Source organism: Klugiella xanthotipulae (genome assembly GCF_006716695.1).
GTDB lineage: Bacteria > Actinomycetota > Actinomycetes > Actinomycetales > Microbacteriaceae > Klugiella > Klugiella xanthotipulae.
The window spans coordinates 452863-476003 of the sequence record NZ_VFPN01000002.1; the positions used below are offsets into that span (position 1 = coordinate 452863).

Sequence of the window (23141 nt, forward strand, 5' to 3'; positions counted from 1 at the left end):
TCATTCTCGCCCAGCTCATTCGATGCTGCCCGGGCGCGTCGCGAGCCGACACGATATACGGTGGACCGATGAGCCTGTACCCTCTCTCCGCCTACGCTGAGGCCCTCGGTGACGACCTCGACCGGCTCCGCCCTGAACTCCGTCGCTACTTTTCCGGGCCATCGGTGAGCGGGCAGATTGGCGTCGGCGAGGGCGTATTTGAGTGGGCCAGCTCGCGGCCACGCTGGCTCGCCGCGCTCTCACGACCGGTGCTGGGGCCGGAGCTCTTCCTCAGCGCCTCGGGCAGCAGCGTACCGTTTAGGGTCGAAAATATACCGGCCCGGGATACCGCGGGTCGCCCCCTCCTGCGCACGCGCCGCACCTACTATTTCCCGTCGGGACCCGGCGTATTTTCCGATTCCGTTGAGGCGGTCGGCCCTGGCCTAGTCCTCGACCGGCTGGGGGCTCGCGGCCGTGTCGAGGCAACGCTGCGCTGCGAGGTCACACCGGAGGGTACCCTGCGGATGGTGTCGGTGGCGACGGCCCTGCGGCTCGGGCGGCTGCGCGTTCCTCTCCCCCGCCTGCTGGGCGTGCACGTTGAGGGGTTCGACGGCTGGGACGACGAGACGGGTCTTCATCTGGTGAGTGTGCGGGGTAACAATCCCCTGCTGGGCACCATCATCGAGTACCGCGGGTCGTTTGCGTACCGGTACGAGGAGGCGGAGTGAACGTCGCCAGTGTGGCCGACCGCAGAACGGCCGACCACACTGGCGACGCCGGTAGGGCTCACACGCGAGTTATGACACGCGGCGCAGCCACCACTTGGGCACTGACGGGTCAACGGTCATGGCCGCGCCCATGCCCGCCGCGAAGAGACGCACGACCCCTCCTGCCGGAACCTGGACGTATGTCGAGGCGGTCCCGAGTGGAAAGTTCGCCGGAAAGGTCGCGCCGGCCTGAACGTTCCGAAAATTGGTCACTGCCGTCTCGCCGACCAGCACGCCGAACGCTGATTGCGTGAGGCTATGAACAACGGAGTACCCCACCTGGTAGAGGCCCGCCTTGGCGCAGACGAACCCGTTCGCGTACGTGACATCCGGAGCGGTTGAGAGGGCCGTCCACGCGGATGATGCCGAGATGCTGGCCCACACATCTTTCGGGGCCGAAAGCACCGCTGTGGTGCGCTGCATCAGTGTGACTCCGAAAGACGCGGGCTGCCATTCACCGCCGCGGCGGGTGTAGGAGGTGCCCGTGTCCAGAGCGTAGGCGGTCGCCCCGTTGTGCGGGGTCCACGCGGCCAGCTCGGTGCCGGTGCGCACCACGACGGTGCCACCGGCGGTTGCGGTAAAGGTGTACTTCTCGGTGATGTTCGCCGCGGTGATCGCGGTTGCCGCCCGGGCAACGCTCACCTGGGCGAGCACGAAAGCTCCATCCGGGATCTCCGGGGCCACCGGGGTAGCGGAGGGCGTCCCGGTGGTGCGGGAGATCTGTGCCCCCCGGAGGGAGAAGTGGCGTAGGTAGGAGCTCGGCGCGGGCTGGACCCAGATAACGTCGATGCGGGCAAGGGCGGCATCTGCGCGATCCAGCGGGACTCGCACAGCCGAGGTGTTGCCCACGGCGATGGCACCACCCCCGTGGGGGAGCACCGCTTCAAACGGGGCGACGGAGACAGCGGTAGTGACGCTGCCGTCGGTACCGACGGCGCTCTCCCCCGGGGTGACCAGGACGCTCGATTCGTTGCGGGGCAGCACCCCGGCACGAAGGGTGCCACTGGTACTGCGGGCGATGAGCCCGGCGAGGCCGTTGCGGCTCTCGGTGAGGGCCACCAGGCCCGGGGCTGTGGGGAAACCGGGAAATGTTGTCATGGGGATGACCTTTCTGCGGCGGGGTATAGACCGCCGGTAAATATGGGGAAAAGATGGGGAAAATGGGAAGAAACCGATTTTCGGATACGGTGTGGCGTTCTATCCAAAAGCGTTAACAAACGCCTGGCGAATAAAATAGGTGTCGCCAGCCAGCCCGGCAGGAACGGGCAGGACAATCCGCACATGCGTCACCCGATCCGGATTCCATCCCGAGTACCAGGGCATATTGAGGCCCTGGTGTCCAACCGCACGCACCAGTTGGTAGCGGATCCAATCCGGTCCGTCTATCTCACCGGGAAACGCCGTGTGGTTGCGCTGCGCGACGGGCAGCGACATGGGGGTGGGCTTGAGGTCGATCGGGTTGCGCTTTCCGTAGGCACCGTTTGTTTTGGCCACGATATGCCGATCCGATTCGTCGTACAGAGTACCGAGAATTGCACCCCCCGCGTCGAGGAACTCCATCCGAAAGTTTCGGATAACGGGAAGCTTCCCCTGGCCGTTTGGCTTGCCCCGCATCAGGAGGCTAATCCCAAACACCCGGAGCCGCGTTCGCACCGGGACGGTGAGGGTCAACGAGGAGGCACCATCCTTTTTCTGCGTGACCGTGAGCATATTACTGCCGGTACTGAGTTGGACGAAACCGGTAGCCTCCGTATATTGCGGCTCCCAGGTCACGGGGGGTCCGCCGGTCGCGGCGTTGGTGTGGGTGACCGCCACGTTGTCTCCGGACCAGGCATCCCGAATGATGGCCTTCTGTAGCCCTCCATCCCAGAGCTGATCGAGCGTGGGGTTCAGGCCCGCCATGGGAATAAACTCGTCCTCCGGGAAGAAGGCGGGGTCACTCACCGAGAGGTGCCCACCACCCTGGGACAGGGCAATCACCGACGGGGTCTTGATCTGGGACTGGTGCACGGCTACAACAGCCAGCTGGTCGATCTGGAACAGGTACGGGATCGGGTTGGCCCGCTGATCCGCCTCATAATAATTAATCGTGAGCAGCGAGTTGGTGATCTGGACGGATGCCGTACCACCCGCGTAGAGGTAGCAGCGAACCCGGTGCTTATCCACATTATTCACAAACTGCCCCTGCTTCGGGAACATCTCGTACTCGTGCAGCATCGGCGACCGCGGCGTATCCGCCGGGGAGGCGGGCGGCGGGTCGGCCGGCGTCTCCATATGGCACCCCACAAAATCAACCTGAGCCCCGTCATGCGCCCACAGCAACTGAGAAATCCAGTCAAAGGAGCAGTTAAAGAATTTGTAGGCTTGGTCGCACTCGATCAGGAGCGCCCACGAGGTGCGGGAGTTGTTGGTAAAGTCGCACGCGTCATAGTAGATGCGCTCCCCACGGTCGGTGGTGGGGACTGTGGTCGTGGGCATTGAGCGGGTGGGGCTCAACAGCGGCATATGCGCGCAGGTGTCGTTGTAGCGGAACACACAGTTGCGAAAACCGAGCATGAACGTATAGGAACCGATCGTGTGCGCAATGTGGAAGCCCTCAAACACCATATGGGCGATGGTGTGGTGGGCATTCTTGCGCTGACCGTCCGACCATTTACCGTGCGCGTCTATCACGGAGGAGGCGGCACCCTCAATCAAGAGACCGTTAACCGTCCTGCCTCTGCCCATAAATTTAATCCCCCCGCTCTGCCCTCGAATATTCATGGCCGGGGAGCCACCGGGGAAGGGGGCCGTCGAGAGCACCCTCACCGCGTAGGATTCCTTGGCCGGTGGGTTGGCGTCGAACCTCGTCGGTGCGAAGTCGGCATAGACCTCCGCACCCTGACCATGCAGTTCTACCCGGTAGAGGTCCCAGACGATCTGACTGGTGATTCGGTAGCGGCCGGAGGGGAAGAAAACGGTGGCGAAGCCGGTCCCCACGGCGAGGGCACGGGCAATCGCGGCGGTGTCATCAACCACCCCGTCACCGACGGCACCGAAGTCACGCACATTACGCACGGGACGCGCGGAGACCGTCTCCGTGGCACTTCGGTCCACCACGACCCCGGGAGCCGTGGTGACCGCCCCGCGGACGAGAGTGAAGGAGCGCACCTCAACCTGGTCGCCCAGCTGGGCGTTGTAGAGAGTCAGGCCGGTGAGGCTGTGACCCGTGGGAGCCGCCACCTCGATGGCCGCCGCAACCTGTGTCCACCCGGAGGTCAGCGGAATCGGGACCTCGCTGGCACTCGCAAAAGTGCCACCAATGCAGGGAATTGCGGAGAGCGCCACCTCGCCGCCCGTTCGGGGAGCCGTCGCCCGGACCTCCATAAACAGGGTGTACACCCCTCCGGTGAGGACCGGAGCAGGGCTGACCTCCATGGTGAGGGAGGGCGCGGCGGACGTGGGGGTTGCCGTGACGGCACCGATCAGGATCGGGATGCGCGGGGCGGCGGGGTCCTGCCCGGTGCGGACGGTGAAGAACTCGGGGTGATCGGTGGAGACCAGCCCGAAGGTGGGCTCTCCCTGGGCGGTGATTCCTTCGTGAATGAGTGTGGCCATAACATTTTCCTTTGGTGATGGTGAATGCGAGCATCCGTCGCGGGTGACGGGACACGCAACCGGTTGAATAAACCGATGGTGCGGGCTCACAGGCCACCATACCGATAGTATTGATATTATTCAACACTATGGAGAATTTCTTCTTTTATTGAAGATAAGGCCGTTAACGACGTGTGGGGCGCATCCTCACGGATACGCCCCACACGACACGGCTCGTTACGACCAGAGTCGCCGCGAGGCCAGCTCGGCCCCCTCGGCGAGGGTACGCAGCTTGGCGAGCGCGATATCCGGGTGAACACGCCCGCCCAGGCCGCAGTCGGTTGAGGCCAGCACATTCTCCCGGCCCACAGCGCGCGCAAAACGTTCAATACGGTCCGCCACAAGTTCGGGATGCTCCACCACATTGGTCGCGTGGCTCACGATACCCGGCAGAATCAGCTTGCCCTCGGGCAGCGCCACCTCCTCCCACACCCGCCACTCATGCTCGTGACGCACATTGGCGGCCTCGAACGAGTAGGCCCCGGCGTTGATCTCCAGCATCACCTCGACGATATTTTTCATCTCAATATCGGTCGTGTGCGGGCCGTGCCAGCTGCCCCAGCACAGGTGGAAACGCACCTGCTCCTCGGGGATGCCGCGCAGCGCGTAGTTGAGCGCCTCCACCCGGATGCGGGTAAAAGCCTGATAGTCGGCCACACTCGGCTCGGGTTCAATCTGGTCAAAGTTCTCGGCGATGGAGGGGTCGTCAATCTGGAGAATCAGACCGGCACCCGTGATCGCCAGGTACTCCTCGCGCAGCGCGTCGGCGCAGGCCCAGATGTACTCCTCCTGGGTAGCGTAGTGGTCATTACCAATGCGCGAGGCGCTGCCGGGCGAGAGCGAGGTGAGGAAACCCTCGGTGTACCCGGAAGCCTCCAGCCCCTTGCGGAAATTTCTCACGTCGCTCGCGATCGCCGCCTGGCCCGTGTAGCTGAGCGGCCCCACAACCTTCGGAAACAGCTTGGGCTTACCCACAAAGATGCCCGACTCGGGGTCGCTGTAGGCCGCGGGAAAAAGGGCCCGGTCACGGCGAAAACCGAAACCTGTCAGCTGCACGTTACCGGGTTCAGAGAGGGTGCGCTCGGTGACCCAAGCGGAAGACTCGTCAATCTCCAGCCCCGCGAGCCGATCAAATGAGTATGACCACCAAGCCCCGTAGTCCACAGCGCTCGACATTGATTTGCCGTACTCGCCATCGCCGGGAACCGTCACTCCCAGGCTCTTCTGGCGGGCAACGAGGTCAACAACGGCCTCGGTGAGCAGAGCGTCGAAGTTCTCGACGTTCCCCAACTCTTTCGCCGCATTGGCGGCGATCAGCTCGGGGGTTCGGGGCAGGCTACCCGCATGGGTAACCTGGATGTTGTCTGCACTGTTCAGCATCTGTGGCCTCTCGTGTGGTGGCGGTCGCAGGCGTCACCGAGTGGTGGGCGAGGCTTCGCGGGGTGCACTGCGTGCCCCAATTCTGCCACAGCACCCGACGGCCAACACACGGTTACTCCGCCGACACGCTCCGAGAACCCAGCAGGTCACTGCGTACAAGCGTGGCAACAATCTCCACGTGGTGAGTGTGCGGAAAAAGGTCAAACGCGCGCATCCCGGTAAGGGTGTAGCCGCCCGCGGTGAGGGTCGCGGCATCCCGAGCAAACGCGACCGGATCGCACGCCACGTAAACAAGCTGCGCGGGGGCCAGGCTAATCAGCGCGGCACACACCTCACCGCCGGCACCAGAACGGGGCGGGTCAAGGATAATCGTGGCCGCACGCATCCGAGCAAGTTCGGCCGGGGTTGCCCCGCGCTGATAGTTCGCGAGGTAGCGGTCAACGCGGCCCGTCTGGGCGTACGCGCCGGGGCTGTCGGCCAGGTTGTCAGCGGCGCACTCGGTTGCGAGCACATCGGACTCAACGGTCGTGATACGGGTTTTCCCGGGGAACCGATCCAGCACCGCCGCGGCAAGCAGACCCACCCCGCCGTACAGGTCGAGATTGTCGGCAGCGGGGTCAAAAAGTGCGGGGTCAATGGCGTCCTGCACAGCGGCAGTCAACACGTCCGGGGCAGCCAGGTGGACCTGCCAGAAGCCCGTCTTGGACAGCTCGAATTCGCGCGACCCCACGCGCTCCCGGATGCGGGCTGCCCCCCGCTGCGGGCCGCGCGACCCCTCCGAGACGGCAACAAAGGGCGGGGAGGCGCTCGGCGCGATCACGTCGAGGGTCTGACCGGCGCGCACGGTTCCGGGCAAGCCCAGGGTGAGCATAGCCACCTCGTGATGCGCAAGCGGGTAATCGGGAACCTCAACGACGGTGTGGGTGCGGGCAGCATACGGGCCGACGCGACCGGCGGCATCCGTGTGCAGGCTGATCCGCGTGCGCCACCCCAGACCGTTGCACTCGTCGTCGCCGGGGGCCGCCTCAACCACAACCTCACGCTCAATACCCGCCATCCGCCGGAGCGAATCGGTAATGACGCTCGCGAGGAGACGGCGCTGCTCGGCCAGGTCGATATGGCCAAACTCGGCACCGCCAGCCCGCTCGGCCGGGTCACGGTCAAGACTCGCGGCGGCCCAGACATGCTCACGGCGGTGCTCGGAGGCGGTGATCACGCGCACGGTCGATGCCCGCACGAAGCTCTTCTTGCGCGCCTCGGTCACCCGGGCCAGCACCCGCTCACCGGGGATCGTATCGGCGACAAACACCACGCGCCCCCCGTAACGGGACACACAGACCCCGCCGTGGGCTACGTTGGTGATGTCGAGTTCAATCTCGTCACCCACCGCGATACTGGATGCTGCTGCCGTATTTATTGTCGCGTTCACCAATAGAGCATGTCACACTCGTTCAGCCCGAAGGGGACCTCCGTGCGGTTTTACCTCGCCTCCACCTCACCCGCCCGCCTCATGCTGCTGCGCTCAGCCGGTATTGAGCCCACGCTCCTGCCGTCACACGTTGATGAGGAGGCTACCGCCACCACCCACACGGCTGAACTCGGACGAGACCTCACCCCCGCCGAGCTCGTTCAGTTGCTCGCCCGGGCCAAGGCTGAGGCGGTGGTAACCTCGAAGACCGTTTCGACCCGTAGCGGCGAAACAATCGACGGGCTGGTACTGGGCGGCGACTCCGCGTTTGTGCTCGACGAGATCATCTATGGCAAGCCACACGAGCCCGCCGTCGCCCGCGAGCGCTGGTTAGCTCAGCGCGGCCGCACCGGCACCCTCTACTCGGGACACTGGCTGATCGACCACTCGGGGGGCACGGTGCGCGGTGCCGTCGGCGCGGTGACGCGAGCCGAGGTGACGTTCAGCTCCGATATCACGGCGGCCGAGATTGACGCCTATATCGCCACAGGCGAGCCCCTCCAGGTGGCGGGGGCCTTCACCATTGACAGCCTGGGTGCCCCTTTCGTTGACGGCATCTCGGGAGACCCCAGCACGGTCGTAGGGATGTCACTACCCGCGCTCCGGCGGTTGGTGCGGGAACTCGGCCACGAGTGGACCTCCCTCTGGACGTCACCCTGATGTGACCGAGCCACACCCGGCGATATCCCACTCACCACGGGGCTTTTGTAGAATTCACATGCGTTTAGACATATTTTTTGTGTGCGATATCCAATTTTGTGCCTCCATAACCCAATAAGCTGAGTGCATTATGCCGCGTATTTCGAAGGTTCTGATCGCCAACCGTGGCGAGATCGCCGTCCGTATCATCCGTGCCGCCGCCGATAGCGGGATCGCCTCCGTGGCGATCTACGCCGACCAGGACAGGGATTCCCTGCACGCCACGCTCGCTGACGAGGCCTATGCCCTCGGTGGCAGCACGAGCGCAGAGACCTACCTGGTCATCGACAAGATTTTGGGCGTCGCCCGCCGGGCCGGCGCTGACGCCGTGCACCCGGGATACGGCTTTCTCGCCGAGAATGCCAACTTCGCCCGGGCGGTGATTAACGCAGGAATGGTCTGGATCGGCCCGAGCCCCGAGGCCATCGAGCAGCTGGGAGACAAAGTCTCGGCGCGACACGTCGCCGAGAAGGTGGGGGCCCCACTCGCACCGGGCACCCTAAACCCCGTCTCGGGAGCCGAGGAGGTGCTGGAATTCGTTGACCGGCACGGACTCCCCGTCGCTATCAAGGCAGCGTTTGGCGGTGGTGGGCGCGGCCTCAAGGTCGCCTACACTCGCGATGAGGTCGCCCAGCAGTTTGAGTCAGCCACGCGCGAGGCCATCACGGCGTTTGGCCGCGGCGAGTGCTTTGTCGAGAAGTACCTGGAGAAGCCCCGCCACGTCGAGACCCAGTGCCTCGCGGATGCCCACGGCAATGTTGTCGTTATCTCCACCCGCGATTGTTCCCTCCAGCGCCGCCATCAGAAGCTCGTCGAGGAGGCTCCGGCCCCCTTCCTCAGTGACGCACAGAACGCGGAGCTCTACCGGGCATCCAAGGCCATTCTGAAGGAGGTCGGCTACGTGGGGGCGGGCACCTGCGAGTTCCTCGTGGCACGGGACGGCACCGTTTCCTTCCTGGAGGTTAACACACGGCTCCAGGTGGAGCACCCCGTGTCCGAGGAGGTGACGGGGATCGACCTGGTGCGCGAACAGTTCCGCCTCGCCGAGGGCGGCGTACTCGACTACGACGACCCGGTTGCCACCGGCCACTCGTTCGAGTTCCGAATCAACGGCGAGGACCCGGGCACGGGCTTCCTGCCCAGCCCCGGACCGATCACGCAGTTCCGCACCTTTGGTGGCCCCGGCATCCGCCTCGATAGCGGTGTAACCCAGGGCGATGTGATCACGGGGGCGTTCGACTCCCTACTCGGCAAAATCATCGTCACGGGGGCCACGCGCGAGCAGGCCCTGGAACGCGCGCGCCGCGCCCTCGACGAGTTTGAGGTCGCGGGGTTACCCACCGTGCTCCCCTTCCACCGCAAGATCGTGCGAGACCCGGCGTTTGTCGCCGCCGACGGCACCTTTGGCGTGTACACGCTGTGGATCGAGAACGAGTTCGTGAACGACATCGAGCCGTGGTCTGGCCAGACGCACGGCCGGGTGGCGGCTTCGCCCTCCCGACAGAACGTGGTGGTCGAGGTCGCTGGTCGGCGCGTGGAGGTCACCCTCCCCACCTCGCTGCTGCCCGACACCGACCAGGGCCTCACCCGCGGCCCGGCCCCCAAACGCACCCGCGGAGCCTCCGTCTCAACCGCAACGGGCGACTCGGTCAAAGCCCCGATGCAGGCCACGGTGGTCAAGACCGAGGTAACGGAGGGCCAGAGAGTAACAGCCGGCGATCTCGTCGTCGTCTTGGAGGCCATGAAAATGGAGCAACCGCTCACCGCACACCGCGACGGTGTGATCGCGAACCTCAACGCCATGGCCGGGAGCACCGTGTCGAGCGGGCACGTCCTACTCAACATCGTTGACGGCGAATAGAGACAGCGCCCCACAGGGAGGCCCCGCACTCCTCGGAGCGCGGGGCCTCCCGCATCTACTGGGCGCGGGAACTACTGATTCACGGTGTGCATGGCGCGGGCCGCATCCGAAATGGACCCCGTCAGTGACGGGTACACGGTGAAGGCGCGGGCCACCTGGTCCACCGTGAGGCGGTGCTCCACGGCGAGCGCGAGCGGGAAGATCAGCTCGCTCGCTTTGGGGGCCACGATCACGCCGCCAATCACGGTGCCCGAGCCGGGGCGGGCAAAGAGCTTCACGAACCCGTCCTTGATCCCCATCATTTTGGCGCGCGGGTTGACCTTGAGCGGTAGCTTGTAGATTTCGCCGTCTGCCTCGCCATCCTCGATCTGCTTCTGGGTCCAGCCCACCGTGGCAATCTCGGGCTGGGTGAAGATGTTGGCGGCCACATTACGGAGCTGGATGGGAGTCACGGCATCACCGAGCGCGTGGAAGAGGGCGTTACGGCCCTGCATCGAGGCGACGGAAGCGAGCGGCATGAAATTAGTGCAGTCTCCGGCCGCGTAAATGGACGGAATGCTCGTGCGCGCCACCCGATTGACCCGGATATGCCCGCTCTCGGTCAGCTGCACACCCGCACCGCGCAGGCCAATTCCGCTCGTATTGGGAATCGAGCCAACCGCCATCAGGCAGTGCGAACCCTCAACCGTGCGGCCGTCGGAGAGCGTCACAACGACGCTCTCTCCCACGCGCTCCACAGAATCAGCACGGGATTTTGAGAGCACCGTCATACCGTTGCGCTTGAAAACGCGCTCGATCACACCGGCTGCGTCGGCGTCCTCACCGGGCAGCACCTGGTCTCGACTCGACACGAGCGTCACCTTGGCCCCGAGAGCCCGGTAGGCCGACGCAAATTCGGCCCCGGTCACACCGGAGCCGACAACAATGAGGTGTTCGGGAATGGCCCGAAGGTTATAGAGCTGAGTCCAGGTGAGGATGCGCTCGCCATCCGGCATTGCCGAGTCGAGCATCCGGGGGCTTGCGCCCACCGAGACGACAACCGTGTCGGCCTCAATACGATCAAAATCGGTGCCCTCCTCGCCCTGGGCGGTCGAGACGATCAGGGCGTTGGGGCCGTCGAGCCGCCCCTCACCGGAGACGATGCGCACACCGGCCTCCTCCAGGGTGGTGCGCATATCCTCGGATTGCTCGCGGGCGAGGGAGAGCAGCCGCTTGTTCACCGCGGCCAGGTTGACGGCCACCTCGGGGCGGACGGGCTTGTCACCATCCGTCTTGCTATAGAACTGCACGCCCAGCTGGTGCGACTCCCGCACCGCAATCGCGGCCTCGGCCGTGGCGATCAGGCTCTTGGAGGGAACCACATCGGTGATGACGGCGGAACCGCCGACGCCCGCACGCTCCACCAGGGTGACCTCAGCCCCCAGCTGCGCGCCGGTGAGCGCCGCCTCATACCCGCCGGGGCCGCCACCCAAAACAGCAACCCGATGTTTCCGCTCAAACTCATACGCCATGGGCCTATTCTCCCCCAACGAGCACCCGCCGCCAAACCGCATAGATGCCGGTTTGACACTGGTATTCCGCGGAAAAATGTGGCTGTTCCCCTGGTCTGCCGGAGGGAGGGCCGCTTTGACGAGTCTCTCGACGTCGAAATACTCTCGATGCGGACACGGTCACACCCGAGTTCGTACGAGGCTGAGCGGATAACTATGTGCAGATCGAACCGTCTGTTTCGATCTCACGTTCGGGACGGCACGGGGAGACCTGACGACTAGGCTGGTTCCATGACAACGGATGTGCCCTACACCACCGACATTCATCCCCTGGACGCCCCCGGCGCCAACCCGTTCGAGATCGCCCGCGAGGCGGCCGCTCAGATCGCTGAGAAAACCGGCGTGGCCCGGCACGATATCGCGCTGACGCTCGGCAGCGGGTGGGCCAAGGCGGCCGACCTGATTGGTGAGACGGTGGCGAGCATCCCCGCCACCGAAATTGTCGGGTTCAGTAAACCGGCCCTGGAGGGGCACGTGGGCACCCTGCGTTCCATCCGCCTGCCGGGCGGAAAGAATGCCCTCGTGATCGGCGCGCGCACCCACTACTACGAAAACCACGGCGTGCGCCGCGTCGTACACTCCGTACGCACTGCGGCCGCGACCGGCGCGACGGTGATGATCCTCACCAACGGGGCCGGCGGCATCCGCGAAACCTGGACGCCCGGCCAGCCCGTGCTGATAAGCGACCACATCAACCTCACGGCAGACTCACCGCTGGAGGGGGCCACCTTCATCGACCTGACCGATCTCTACTCGCACCGTCTGCGCGAGCATGCCCGTTCGGTAGATCCTTCGCTCGACGAGGGCGTCTACGTACAGTTCCGTGGGCCCCACTACGAGACCCCGGCGGAGGTGCAGATGGCGAAGAGCATCGGCGGCCACATCGTCGGAATGTCCACCGCGCTGGAGGCCATCGCCGCCCGCGAGGCTGGTATGGAGGTCCTCGGTTTCTCGCTCGTGACCAACCTGGCCGCTGGCATCCAGAAAACCCCCCTCAGCCACGCCGAGGTGATCGAGGCTGGCCAGACCGCCGAACCCGTGATCAGCGCCCTGCTGGCCCGCGTTGTGGCCCAACTTTAAGGAGACGTGGAGACGATGACAGACCCGATCATCAGCACGGCCGCCGCGTGGTGCGAGCAGGACCCGGATGCCGAGACCCGCGCCAAGTTGAGCGCCCTCGTTGCGAGCGCCACCTGGGGAGATGCGGAGGCCCTCGCCGATCTGCACTCTCGCTTTGATACCCGACTCGCCTTTGGCACCGCTGGCCTTCGCGGTGAGTTAGGGGCCGGAAGCGCGCGAATGAACCGCGTGCTCGTGTCCCAGGCCGCCGCCGGCTGTGCCGCGTATCTGCTCGCCCAGGCCGCCGCCACGCCGGGGTCACACCCGCAGCCGAGTGTGGTCATCGGCTTCGACGGCCGCAAAAACTCCGACGTCTTTGCCCGCGACACGGCCGAGATCATGGCGGGGGCGGGCCTCCGCGCCATCCTCCTGCCCACGCCGTCACCCACCCCCGTACTCGCGTTTGCGGTGCGCCACCTGGACACCTCGGCCGGTATCATGGTCACGGCCAGCCACAACCCGCCCCGTGACAACGGCTACAAGGTGTATCTGGGCGGCGACACCGGCGGCTCGCAGATCACCGCGCCGGTGGACGCCGATATTGCCCGGCAGATCGACCGCGTGGCCGCGGCGGGCCCCGTCGGTAACCTACCGCGCTCTGACGACTACGAGGTCGCGACCAACGGCATCGTGGATGCCTACATCACCGCCACCTGCGAGCTCGGCCAGCACACGGGTGAAGAGCCGCCAGCGGGTGGCCTCAACGTTGTCTACACGGCTATGCACGGCGTAGGCTGGCAGACCGCCGCACGGGTGTTCTACCGTGCCGGGCTGCCCGTGCCCAATAGCGTCGCCGAGCAGCAGGAGCCGGACCCCGACTTCCCCACCGTGGCCTTCCCCAACCCGGAGGAGCCGGGCGCGATGGATCTCTCCTTCACGCTCGCCCGCACGGTGGGTGCGGACCTGATCGTGGCCAACGACCCGGATGCCGACCGGCTGGCCATCGCCATCCCCGATTCGACCGCCCCCGAGGGATTCCGCCGCCTGACCGGCAACGAGGTGGGGCTTCTGCTGGGCTGGCGAGCCGCCGAGCGACACACCGCGGCGGGCCACACCTTCGGCACGCTCGCCTGCACGATCGTGTCCTCCCCCGGGCTCAAATCCATCGCCGACCACTACGGCTTGGGCTTCGCCGAGACGCTCACCGGATTCAAGTGGGTCTCGCGCGTACCGCAACTCGTCTACGGTTTCGAGGAGGCCCTCGGTTACCTCGTCAACCCGCAGACCGTGCGCGATAAGGACGGCATTTCGGCCGCCGTGATGTTCCTCGACCTGGCACAGGAGTACCACGCCCAGGGCGTGACCGTAGCGGAACTACTTGACCGCTGCGCCGAAAAATTTGGCGTGTTCGCCTCCGGCCAGGTGTCGCTGCGGGTCACCGACCTCAGCATCATCGACCGCGTGATGGACCGGTTGCGCGCCACTCCTCCCGCAACGGTGGGCGGCGTTGCCGTTGACCGCGTGGACGACCTCGCGCACGGCACCGCGGATGTTCCGCCAAGCAACGTCCTACGACTCAGCCTCGCCGACGGCTCACGCATTATGGTGCGCCCGAGTGGCACAGAGCCCAAGCTCAAGGTCTATCTCGACGTGCAGGCGGCCGACGGCACCCTCGCGGAGCGCCGCGCCGCCTGCACGGCCACGCTCACCGCCCTCGAAGCGGGGATGCGGGAACTGATCGCCGAGTAGGCACCGCCCTCCTCCGGTTGCTGTGGCACTACGTTCCCGAGCGCGCCCAGATACACTGAGCCCTAGAACTGGTCACCCCCGAGATCGGAGTGTCGTGCCGCGCAACCGCCGTACCCGCACCGCACTCGGCGTTCTCGGTGCCCTCGGAGTGGTGCTCGCCATCGTCTCAGTCCGCCCCGGCAGGCGCACGTCCGCAACGACTCCCGAGTCCGTGACGGTGGCCGACGAGAGCGCACGCCCAGACGCTCCCGCCTCCTCCGCCCGGCCAGAGCTGCCGTCGGCCAGGATTGATACCGTCACCCCGCAGTCATTCGGCGTAGCGGGCTCCGCCCTCCTCGCACTTGGCCTTGTGGCGGGCTACGTCCTTCTCTCCCTCCTGCTGGCACACGGCCTTGTCCGCGAATGGGTACAGCTTCGCGGGCTCGATCAGCCGACCCTCCTCACCGCCGGTGACTACTGGCTCCAGGTTGCGGTCTCGGTCACCCCGGGCATCCTCGCGGCGATCTGGGCCTGGATCGCCCTCGGGCGACCGGGGGGTCGGATACGCACACTTGTCTGCTTGACCTGCGGCTTGTGGACAGTCGTCACCTCCCTGTCTTTCCTTAACAGTCGGACCCACACCGTGACCGCTACCGATGTCGCGACCCGCTACGGGTTATCCTGGGACACCGCGCAGTTTATCCAGGCCGCGGCCTATCCCACCGCGGCAGCGATACTCGCCTCGGTCATCTACTTCTACGCGGCAGCACTGTGGTGGGGCCTCAGCCAACGACGAGCCCCCGGCCTCCCCTTGTCCCGACGGTCAAGAATCACCGTTCCAGCGGTCTATGTGGTCCTGATGCTCGTAACGATCACCGTTGTCGGCAACTACGAGGGGGTGGAGTATCTGGTCTAGATGCCGCGGCACCGGCGTCTAAAAATTGTGGCCGTCAAAGGAGAGTGCAGCCAGAACGCGGCCCTCCGCCTCCGTCTATCAGTGCCCCGCACTTGACACGGTTACACAACCGCGCAACCGTAGACCCGGAGGTATTGCCATGTCAACGGAACACACTGTGCTCGACGAAATACTCACCGCCCTCCCCGGGGTTGACCGGGAGGGCGTCACCTTCGAGGCGACGAGCGGGTTCCCCTCGGTATTCCCCGTCGCCGAGCTGGCCAGCACCGCAATCGCCGCGGCGGGCCTCGCGGCGGCCCGCCTCAGCCCCGACCAGCAAGCCAGCAGCACACACCCGCGGGTGACGGTCAACCGCCGGTTGGCCTCCGCCTGGTTCGACCGCTCCATCAGACCCCTCGGCTGGGAGCTTCCCCCGCTCTGGGACCCGCTCACCGGCGACTATCGCACCCGCACCGGCTGGATTCGGCTCCACACCAACGCACCGCACCACCGGGCTGCGATGCTCTCCGTGCTGGGCACCGAGGCGACCCGGGAGGCGGTCACCGCGGCGGTGTCCGCCTGGGATGGAGACACCCTGGAGGCCGCCATCGCCATCACCGGCGGCTGTTCCGCCGCTCTACACACCCCCGACACCTGGTCAGCGAGTGAGCAGGGACAGGCCGTTACCGCAGAACCGCTGATTGCGTGGCGAGACCTCAGCACCGATCACTCCGCGGCCCACACCGCCATCGCGCCCTCCTCACGCCCGCTCGCCGGAGTGCGTGTGCTCGACCTCACCCGGGTGCTCGCGGGCCCGGTTGCTACCCGGTTTCTCGCCCTCCTCGGGGCTGATGTGCTCCGGGTAGACCCACCCGGTTGGGAGGAGAGTGTCATCCCCGAGGTCACACTGGGCAAACGCACCGCCCGCCTCGATCTCACCGCGGCGAGCGACCGGAACATCTTCACCACCCTGCTCGCCTCAGCCGATGTCTTGGTCCACGGCTACCGACCCGGCGCGCTCGACAGCCTCTGCTACGACGAGAATGAACGCCAGCGCATCCGCCCGGGCCTCATCGACCTCGCCCTCGATGCCTACGGGTGGAGCGGCCCGCTTGCCGGTCGCCGCGGCTTCGACAGTCTCGTCCAGATGAGTTGTGGGATCGCCGCCGCCGGCATGATGGATACCGGGGCCGACCATCCGATCCCCCTCCCCGTACAGGCCCTCGACCACGCCACCGGTTATCTGCTCGCCGCGGCCGCGCTCAGCGCACTCGCCCACCGGCGGGATACGGGGGTGGGCCGGTCGGCGCGCCTCTCGCTTGCCCGCACGGCACAGCTACTCCTCGCGCGCCGGGGTATGGGCGCTCACGAGTTCTTCCCACCCACCCCGGAGGATGTCAGCCCCCGGCACGAGGAGACCAGCTGGGGCCCGGCGCTGCGGCTCCGGCACCCCATCAGCATCGTGGGCATCACGCTTGACGCCACCCCGGCCCGAGCGCTGGGGCGTGACGCACCCCTCTGGCGTTAACCACCCGAGAAAGAGCGACCACCGCCCTGATCGGTCGGCACAGGAGTGCGCGCTATCAAACTAGTCGCGTGTGAGGTTCTCGAATCCTTCCTCAATCGCGAGCGCCAGGTCTACCCGGTCCTCCAGCGACAAGAATGCAGCCGAGACGGCGTTGAGCTGGAACTGCTCCAGGTCGTCCAGGTCGTAGGCGAACGCGTCCGAGAGCAGAGCGAGCTCACGGCTGATAGTGGTGCCGCTCATCAGGCGATTGTCGGGATTGACGGTCACGTTAAAACCCAGCTGGTAGAGCAAATCAAACGGGTGGTCAGCGATATCGTCACCCCAGGCCTCAATCGCCCCCGTCTGGAGGTTGGATGAGGGCGAAAGCTCAAGCGCGATTCCCCGATCTTTCACCCACTGCGCGAGCTGGCCGACAACAACGTAGGTGTTCTGGTCGTCCTGGGAGTCAATCTCGATGTCCTCGGCCAACCGCACGCCGTGGCCCAGACGCAGGGCGTGTCCGTCCACGAGGGCGCTACGAATCGAGTCGAGGCCGGCCGCCTCGCCCGCGTGGACGGTCGTGGGGAAGCACTGTTCGGCGAGGTAGCGGAACGCCTCGGCGTGCTGGGCGGGCAAAAAGCCCAGTTCGGCACCGGCAATATCGAAACCCACCACGCCGTTCTCACGATGGCGCACGGCCAGTTCGGCGATCTCCCGGCTGCGATCGGCGTGACGCATGGCTGTTACCAGCTGGCCCACGCGGATGGTGTGGCCCGTCGCTGCGGCGTCCTCAACGCCCAGTTCCAGTCCGGCCTGGACGGCCTCAACCGTCTCGTCGAGGGTGAGACCCTTCGTGAGGTGCTGCTCGGGGGCCCAGCGAATCTCGCCGTAGATCACGCCATCGGCGGCGAGGTCCTGCACAAACTCCCGGGCCACTCGGGTGAGGCTCGCAGCGGTCTGCATCACACCGGTCGTCACATCAAACGTCTTGAGGTAGTCAACGAGTGAACCCGAGTTCGCGCTCGTGGTAAACCACTCGCCAAGCGCATCCGCGGTATCAGCGGGCAGCGCCAGGCCGATCTCGGCGGCCAGGTCGATGATGGTCTGCGGTCGCAGGCCACCATCCAGGTGGTCATGTAACGAGATTTTGGGCAGTGATTCGGCGGAGACGCCGCTCGGCAGACGGTGGGTGGCGGTTTCGTGGCTCATGAGACTCCTCGGTGGCGCGGCGGATGGTGCGCCCCGGAAGACGCGACAGGGCGCGGCCCCGAAGGAACCGCGCCCGTCCAACTTACCGCGTCGTCACCCGGCGGTGTGCGGGTCGGAGCCGCTATGTTGTGAGCGAGTCCACGTACTCCGTGTTGTCCGCCATCCACTTCTTCGTGATCTCGGGGTAATCCGATGCGTCGGCATCCGAGTTAAAGAGTGCGTTCTCCAGCGAATACAGCTGTTCGGCGTTCATCTGAAAGTCACGCAACCAGCCATACACCTCTGCCTTGTCCTCGGCGAGCCCGATGCGGGCAATCGAGTGGATGCCCTCCGCGGTGCCAAGCAACCCCTTCGGGTCTTCCAGGTTACGAATGGGGAAGGCATCGTAGGCCCAGTGCGGCTGCCACAGCGTGACCACAATATTCTCATCGTTTTCGGTCGCAGCGGTCAGCTCAGAGAGCATGGCGGGCGTTGAGGAAACCTGAAAATCCATGTCTTCCAGCTGGTAACCCGGGATGACGTCCTCCGTGGTCACGCGGGTGAGACCGGCCCCCGACTCGATACCCACGATGCGGTTACCGAAGGAATCGGCGGCACCGGCGAGTTCATCGAGCGATTGGATGGGTGAATCCTCGTTCACCGCAATCGTGAGCTGTGCCTCGTCAAACCAGGCACCGAGGTCCTCCAACTCGTCACCGTAGCGCTCCATATAGGTGGCGTGGGTTGCGGGCAGCCAGGTGTCCAGGACCACGTCGTAATCGCCCGTGGACAGACCGGCATACACCGGGGCCACATTGGCATTGGTCAGAGTCACGGTGTACCCCTTGTCGGTCAGGATCTGCTCCCAGAGGTAGGAGACAGCCTGGCCCTCCTCCCAGCCGTTAAAGACGGCAATCGTGAGGTCCTTGTTGTCGCCAGCGTCGGTGCTGTCCGAGCATCCGGAGAGGGCGAGCACCGCAACGGCAGCACCGGCGACGAGTGAAATGATGCGTTTTTTCATGTATTTTCCTTCTCTAGGGGGAAAAAAGAGGACGCGGCAGGCTGGCCCGTTGTCACGACGCGCGCGCCGAGGCCCGCCGTCATCCGGTCCAGCACAATCGCCAAGATGACCACCGAAATTCCGGCCTCAAAGCCGAGGGCCACATCAATGGTTTGGAGGCTCGCGACCACGTCGTTACCCAGGCCGCCGGCACCCACCATGCCCGCGATGACGACCATCGAGAGCGACAGCATAATCACCTGGTTAACCCCCGCCATGATGCTTGGCATGGCCAGGGGGAGCTGAATCTGGCGCAGGATCCGCCCGGGCGACGCGCCGAACGCCTGCCCGGCCTCCACCACCTCGCGATCAACGCTGCGGATGCCCAGCTCGGTCAGTCGTACGCCCGGTGCCATCGCAAAGATCACGGTGGCCACGATGCCGGGAACCACGCCCACCCGAAACAGGATGAGCGCCGGAATCAGGTACACGAACGCCGGCATGGTCTGCATCAGGTCGAGAATGGGGCGGATGACGCGCGAGGCCACCGTGGAGCGCGCGGCCCAGATCCCCAGCGGCAGGCTCAGCGCGATCGCAATCGCACTCGCCACGAGCACGAGTGCGAGCGTGTGCATCGCGTTGGCCCACTGGTTGAGACTCACCACGAGCAGCAGGCCCAGGACGGTACCGAGCCCCAGCTTCCAACTCGACAGATACCACGCGAGGGTGGCCAGCACGATAATGACCGCCCAGAACGGCGGGGTGACGAGGGCCCAGTCCACGGCATCGTAGAGCGCCAGGAAAAGGCTACGGATCACCGTGAAGAGGCCCGTGAAACTGTGGGTAACCCAATCAACGGCCGCCTCCACCCACCGGCCGAGTGGCAGACGGAAGAGGTCGTTGCTGGTGAGGCTCATGACGCTGCCCCTCATGCCCGACCTCCCGTGCGATGTTCGGTACCGGCGGCGGCCTCATAGCCGACCGTCTCGGTCAGGGCCTCCGATATGTCTCGCCGTGTGAGCCGCGAGGGGCTCTCCATAATCGGGATGCTCTGCGTGGTCAGCGGCACGTTGCCGAGGGCGGCCAGCAGAGTCACCCGGGGTATCGTGCCCAGCAGCTTGCCGGTCTCATTGACCACGGCAAGAGGGAGGCCGCTCTCGATGGAGGGCTCCACGAGGTCAACGAGCGGGGTGTCGGGCGAGACGGCCTGCGGCTTCCGAAGAATGTCGCGCAGGTCGGTCTCACCGGCTTTGACCTGCCGCATCACGTCGCGATCACGCACCACACCGAGGTACTGACGGCCACGTCCAACCACAAACACGGCGGAGGATTGTAGATCACGCATCGTGCGCAGGGCGTTGCGCGGCCCGGAGGTCACGGACACCTCGGCAGATGCGGGCTCCATCACGCTCGCCGCGGTTAGCACGCGCGCCCGGTCCACATCCTGCACAAACTGAGCCACGTAGTCGTTGGCGGGGTCGGTGAGGATGTCCTCAGGCGAGCCCACCTGCACGATCCGGCCATCCCGCATCACGGCAATCCGGTCGCCGAGAAACATGGCCTCGTTGAGATCATGGGTGATGAAGATGATGGTTTTACCCAGTTCTGCCTGCAGCTCCACGAGCTGCTCCTGCATTTCACGACGGATAAGCGGGTCGAGCGCCGAGAACGCCTCGTCCATGAGCAGGACATCCGTCTCGGCGGTGAGCGCCCGGGCCAGGCCAACGCGCTGCTGCATACCACCCGAGAGTTGGCGGGGTAGTTTGTCCTCCCAGCCGGCCAGCCCCACGAGCTCAACCACCCGCTGGGCGCGAGCGCGGCGCTCCACGGGGGCAATCCCCTGCACCTCCAGACCAAACGCGGCGTTTTCGAGCACCGTGCGGTGCGGCAGCAGGGCAAAGTGCTGAAACACCATGGAGACACTCTTCTGGCGTACCCGGCGCAATTCGGCCTGCGAGATATCCGTGATGGTGGTGCCGACCACCGTCACGGTACCGGAGGTGGGTTCCACCAACCCGTTGAGCATCCGGATGAGCGTGGATTTTCCCGAGCCGGACAGACCCATCACGACAAAGATTTCCCCGGTTTTCACCTCGAAGGATGCGTCGATGACGGCGGCGGTGCCCAACGCGCTGACCTCGTCGCGGGAGGCTCCCTCGCTGAGGCGACGAGCGACTTCCTTCGGTTTTTTACCAAACACCTTGTAGAGATTTTTGGCCTGGACAGCTATGGATTCGTTCACGTATTTCCTGGCGGGCCGCCCTGCACGCGGGGCACGGGGCCGTCTGGTTACGGACGGGTTTACCGGTGGATCACCGGCCTCGCTCAAGCCGACATGAATCGCCCGGCGAACAAAACGTGGTTCTGCGTGACTTCGGAGCCACACACATCGGCAACCATACGCTCAACCATCGGTACCTGGGGGGGGCACACGGTGTGATCGGTCGCGTCCTTGGTTGTTGGCCGCAGTTGTTGACAGCGAGACCGTTAAATAACGTATCAAGTTCTCACCCGCCCCGCTCCGAGCGGCCGGTACCCGAGCGGGAGTTTTTACCTTATTCAAAATATTAACCCTGTTCAGAGGGGTGTTTTTTCCATACACAGTCGTTACTTAGTTGTTACCTCACGCCGACGGGCCCGATGTGCTATGCAGAGACCCGTTCGGCAACGAGCTGGCGGGTCGGCGGACGTTCAGAACCCACCGTGAGCGCGCCCGCGACAGCAGCGAGAGCACGCTCAAACCGCGCCGGCTCATCCGCCGATAGGGTGTATAGCGGCTGGCCCACGCGGACCTCGTCGCCGGGCTTCACATGCACATCAATTCCGGCGGCGTGCTGCACGGCATCACCGGGCCGGGCACGGCCCGCGCCGAGCCGCCAGGCCCCCACGCCAAACGGCAGCGCCGCCACCCCCGTCACGTAACCGCTCGACTCCGCGAGCACCGTGTGCGTTTCGCGGGCCACCGGTAGCGCGGCGTCCGGGTCCCCGCCCTGAGCGAGAATACTGCGTCGCCACACGTCCATGGCACGCCCATCGGCGAGCGCCGCCGCCACATCCACGTCGGGCTGTCCGGCCAGTGTGAGCATCTCGCGGGCGAGGGCCACCGTGAGCTCAACCACATCGGCAGGCCCGCCCCCGGCGAGAACCTCGACGGATTCGCGTACCTCGTTAGCGTTGCCGATTGCGCGGCCGAGCGGTACGCTCATATCGGTGAGGAGAGCGCTCGTGGTGACACCGGCATCCGCACCCAGCTGCACCATGGTCTGGGCCAGTTCGCGCGAGCGATTAATATCCGTGATGAACGCACCCGAGCCAAACTTGACGTCGAGTACGAGCGACTCGGTTCCCTCCGCGATCTTTTTGCTCATGATCGACGAGGCGATCAACGGGATGGCCTCAACCGTTCCGGTAATGTCACGCAGCGCGTACAGCTTCTTGTCCGCGGGAGCCAGGGTGGCCCCCGCGGCGCAGATCACCCCGCCCACGTCACGCAGCTGGGCATACATCTGTGCGCTCGTCAGCTCGGCCCGCCAGCCGGGAATGCTCTCCAGCTTGTCGAGGGTGCCCCCCGTGTGCCCCAGTCCCCGCCCCGAAAGTTGCGGCACCGCCACACCAAAAGCGGCCACCAGCGGCATCAGAGGCAGTGTAATCTTGTCGCCGACCCCGCCGGTCGAGTGCTTATCGACCGTGCGCTTACCGAGGCCCGCAAAGCTCATGGTCTCACCACTCGCGATCATCGCGAGTGTGAGGTCACGAATCTCGCGGCGACCCATCCCGTTCAGAAAGATCGCCATGGTGAGGGCAGACATCTGCTCGGGCACCACATAGCCACGGGTGTACGCATCAACCACCCAGTTGATCTCCTCACAGCTCAGCTCACCACCGTCACGCTTGGCGCGGATGAGGTCAACAACGTCAAACTGCTCTACACTCAACGGCTTTCTCCGGTTTCCTGGTAGTCGATCAGGGTGCGCGGGCCGAACGCGTCGGGCAGCACCTCATCAATGGTTCTGAAGCCGCTCACGGTATCCAGGATCATCCCGGGGGCGGAGTGCTCGTAGAGCAGCTGGCGGCAGCGGCCGCACGGCATGAGGGCGTCGCCGCGACCGTCCACACAGCTGAAAGCGACGAGCCGCCCGCCGCCCGTCAGGGCGAGCTGCGACACGAGCGCACACTCGGCGCACAGGGTCAGTCCGTAGCTGGCATTCTCCACGTTGCACCCCGAAATCACCCGGCCGTCATCAACCACAGCGGCAGCCCCCACGGGAAAGTGCGAGTAGGGCACATAGGCGTGCCGGGAGGCGGCAATCGCCGTCTCCCGCAACTGCACCCAGTCGATCACCGGCGAGGATACGGTGGCCGCGGATATCGCGTCGTCAGCTGTGGGACCTTGTGGCATGTGCTCCTCCTCGGGGGCGGGGTCG

The 23141-nt window shown here is 65.4% G+C and carries 18 protein-coding genes; 7 read left to right on the forward strand and 11 right to left on the reverse strand.

Features of this window, described 5'->3' with window-relative positions; genetic code table 11:
- Positions 1 to 68: 68 nt before the first annotated feature.
- Positions 69 to 707, forward strand: coding sequence for a DUF4166 domain-containing protein (locus FB466_RS08175; protein WP_170206076.1), 639 nt, complete (start codon positions 69 to 71; stop codon positions 705 to 707).
- Positions 708 to 776: 69 nt separating this feature from the next.
- Here FB466_RS08175 and FB466_RS08180 read toward each other — a convergent pair whose 3' ends face one another.
- The 4 genes from FB466_RS08180 to FB466_RS08195 all read right to left on the reverse strand — a co-directional run bounded on the left by FB466_RS08180 (position 777) and on the right by FB466_RS08195 (position 7191).
- Positions 777 to 1844 (reverse strand): hypothetical protein, encoded by a 1068-nt coding sequence (locus FB466_RS08180; protein ID WP_141917503.1) that lies wholly within the window; start codon positions 1842 to 1844, stop codon positions 777 to 779.
- A gap of 99 nt (positions 1845 to 1943) precedes the next feature.
- Positions 1944 to 4343 carry a glycosyl hydrolase family 28-related protein gene (locus FB466_RS08185; protein ID WP_211344789.1) on the reverse strand — a complete coding sequence of 800 codons (2400 nt, stop codon included), beginning with the start codon at positions 4341 to 4343 and terminating at the stop codon, positions 1944 to 1946.
- A gap of 216 nt (positions 4344 to 4559) precedes the next feature.
- A complete protein-coding gene (locus FB466_RS08190) occupies positions 4560 to 5762 on the reverse strand; it encodes a cobalamin-independent methionine synthase II family protein (protein WP_141917505.1) in 1203 nt (400 codons plus the stop codon).
- Positions 5763 to 5874: 112 nt separating this feature from the next.
- Positions 5875 to 7191 (reverse strand): class I SAM-dependent RNA methyltransferase, encoded by a 1317-nt coding sequence (locus FB466_RS08195; protein ID WP_246054585.1) that lies wholly within the window; start codon positions 7189 to 7191, stop codon positions 5875 to 5877.
- A gap of 9 nt (positions 7192 to 7200) precedes the next feature.
- On the opposite strand from FB466_RS08195, the gene FB466_RS08200 reads away from it, so the two are divergent.
- Both FB466_RS08200 and FB466_RS08205 read left to right on the forward strand, forming a co-directional pair.
- Complete coding sequence (locus FB466_RS08200) at positions 7201 to 7890, forward strand: Maf family protein (protein ID WP_141917507.1); 690 nt, start codon at positions 7201 to 7203, stop codon at positions 7888 to 7890.
- A 130-nt stretch (positions 7891 to 8020) separates the two neighbouring features.
- Complete coding sequence (locus tag FB466_RS08205; protein WP_141917508.1) at positions 8021 to 9790, forward strand: acetyl/propionyl/methylcrotonyl-CoA carboxylase subunit alpha; 1770 nt, start codon at positions 8021 to 8023, stop codon at positions 9788 to 9790.
- A 71-nt stretch (positions 9791 to 9861) separates the two neighbouring features.
- Here FB466_RS08205 and FB466_RS08210 read toward each other — a convergent pair whose 3' ends face one another.
- Positions 9862 to 11301 (reverse strand): NAD(P)H-quinone dehydrogenase, encoded by a 1440-nt coding sequence (locus tag FB466_RS08210; protein WP_141917510.1) that lies wholly within the window; start codon positions 11299 to 11301, stop codon positions 9862 to 9864.
- Positions 11302 to 11571: 270 nt separating this feature from the next.
- Here FB466_RS08210 and FB466_RS08215 point away from each other — a divergent pair, with 270 nt between their 5' ends.
- The 4 genes from FB466_RS08215 (at position 11572) to FB466_RS08230 (ending at position 16550) form a co-directional block, all read left to right on the forward strand.
- A complete protein-coding gene (locus tag FB466_RS08215; protein WP_141917511.1) occupies positions 11572 to 12420 on the forward strand; it encodes a purine-nucleoside phosphorylase in 849 nt (282 codons plus the stop codon).
- 15 nt (positions 12421 to 12435) lie between these two features.
- Positions 12436 to 14148: a phospho-sugar mutase gene (locus FB466_RS08220; protein WP_141917513.1), complete on the forward strand. Its 1713-nt coding sequence runs from the start codon at positions 12436 to 12438 to the stop codon at positions 14146 to 14148.
- Between the two features lie 94 nt (positions 14149 to 14242).
- A complete protein-coding gene (locus tag FB466_RS08225; RefSeq protein ID WP_141917515.1) occupies positions 14243 to 15043 on the forward strand; it encodes a hypothetical protein in 801 nt (266 codons plus the stop codon).
- Between the two features lie 139 nt (positions 15044 to 15182).
- On the forward strand, positions 15183 to 16550 hold the full coding sequence (locus tag FB466_RS08230) for a CoA transferase (RefSeq protein WP_141917516.1): 1368 nt from the start codon (positions 15183 to 15185) through the stop codon (positions 16548 to 16550).
- 60 nt (positions 16551 to 16610) lie between these two features.
- Here the strand turns inward: FB466_RS08230 and FB466_RS08235 are convergent, their stop codons facing one another.
- From FB466_RS08235 to FB466_RS08260, 6 genes are all read right to left on the reverse strand, one after another.
- Positions 16611 to 17738, reverse strand: a complete 1128-nt coding sequence (locus FB466_RS08235; protein WP_141917518.1) for an adenosine deaminase — start codon at positions 17736 to 17738, stop codon at positions 16611 to 16613.
- 121 nt (positions 17739 to 17859) lie between these two features.
- A complete protein-coding gene (locus tag FB466_RS08240; protein ID WP_141917520.1) occupies positions 17860 to 18738 on the reverse strand; it encodes a glycine betaine ABC transporter substrate-binding protein in 879 nt (292 codons plus the stop codon).
- Positions 18735 to 19634, reverse strand: coding sequence for an ABC transporter permease (locus tag FB466_RS08245; RefSeq protein WP_141917521.1), 900 nt, complete (start codon positions 19632 to 19634; stop codon positions 18735 to 18737). The genes FB466_RS08240 and FB466_RS08245 overlap by 4 nt, the downstream gene beginning before the upstream one ends.
- A gap of 11 nt (positions 19635 to 19645) precedes the next feature.
- Positions 19646 to 20959: a quaternary amine ABC transporter ATP-binding protein gene (locus FB466_RS08250; RefSeq protein ID WP_141917523.1), complete on the reverse strand. Its 1314-nt coding sequence runs from the start codon at positions 20957 to 20959 to the stop codon at positions 19646 to 19648.
- A gap of 403 nt (positions 20960 to 21362) precedes the next feature.
- Positions 21363 to 22652 (reverse strand): thymidine phosphorylase, encoded by a 1290-nt coding sequence (locus FB466_RS08255; RefSeq protein ID WP_141917525.1) that lies wholly within the window; start codon positions 22650 to 22652, stop codon positions 21363 to 21365.
- Positions 22649 to 23116 carry a cytidine deaminase gene (locus FB466_RS08260; protein WP_141917526.1) on the reverse strand — a complete coding sequence of 156 codons (468 nt, stop codon included), beginning with the start codon at positions 23114 to 23116 and terminating at the stop codon, positions 22649 to 22651. Before FB466_RS08260 ends, FB466_RS08255 begins: the two co-directional genes overlap by 4 nt.
- Positions 23117 to 23141: the final 25 nt, after the last annotated feature.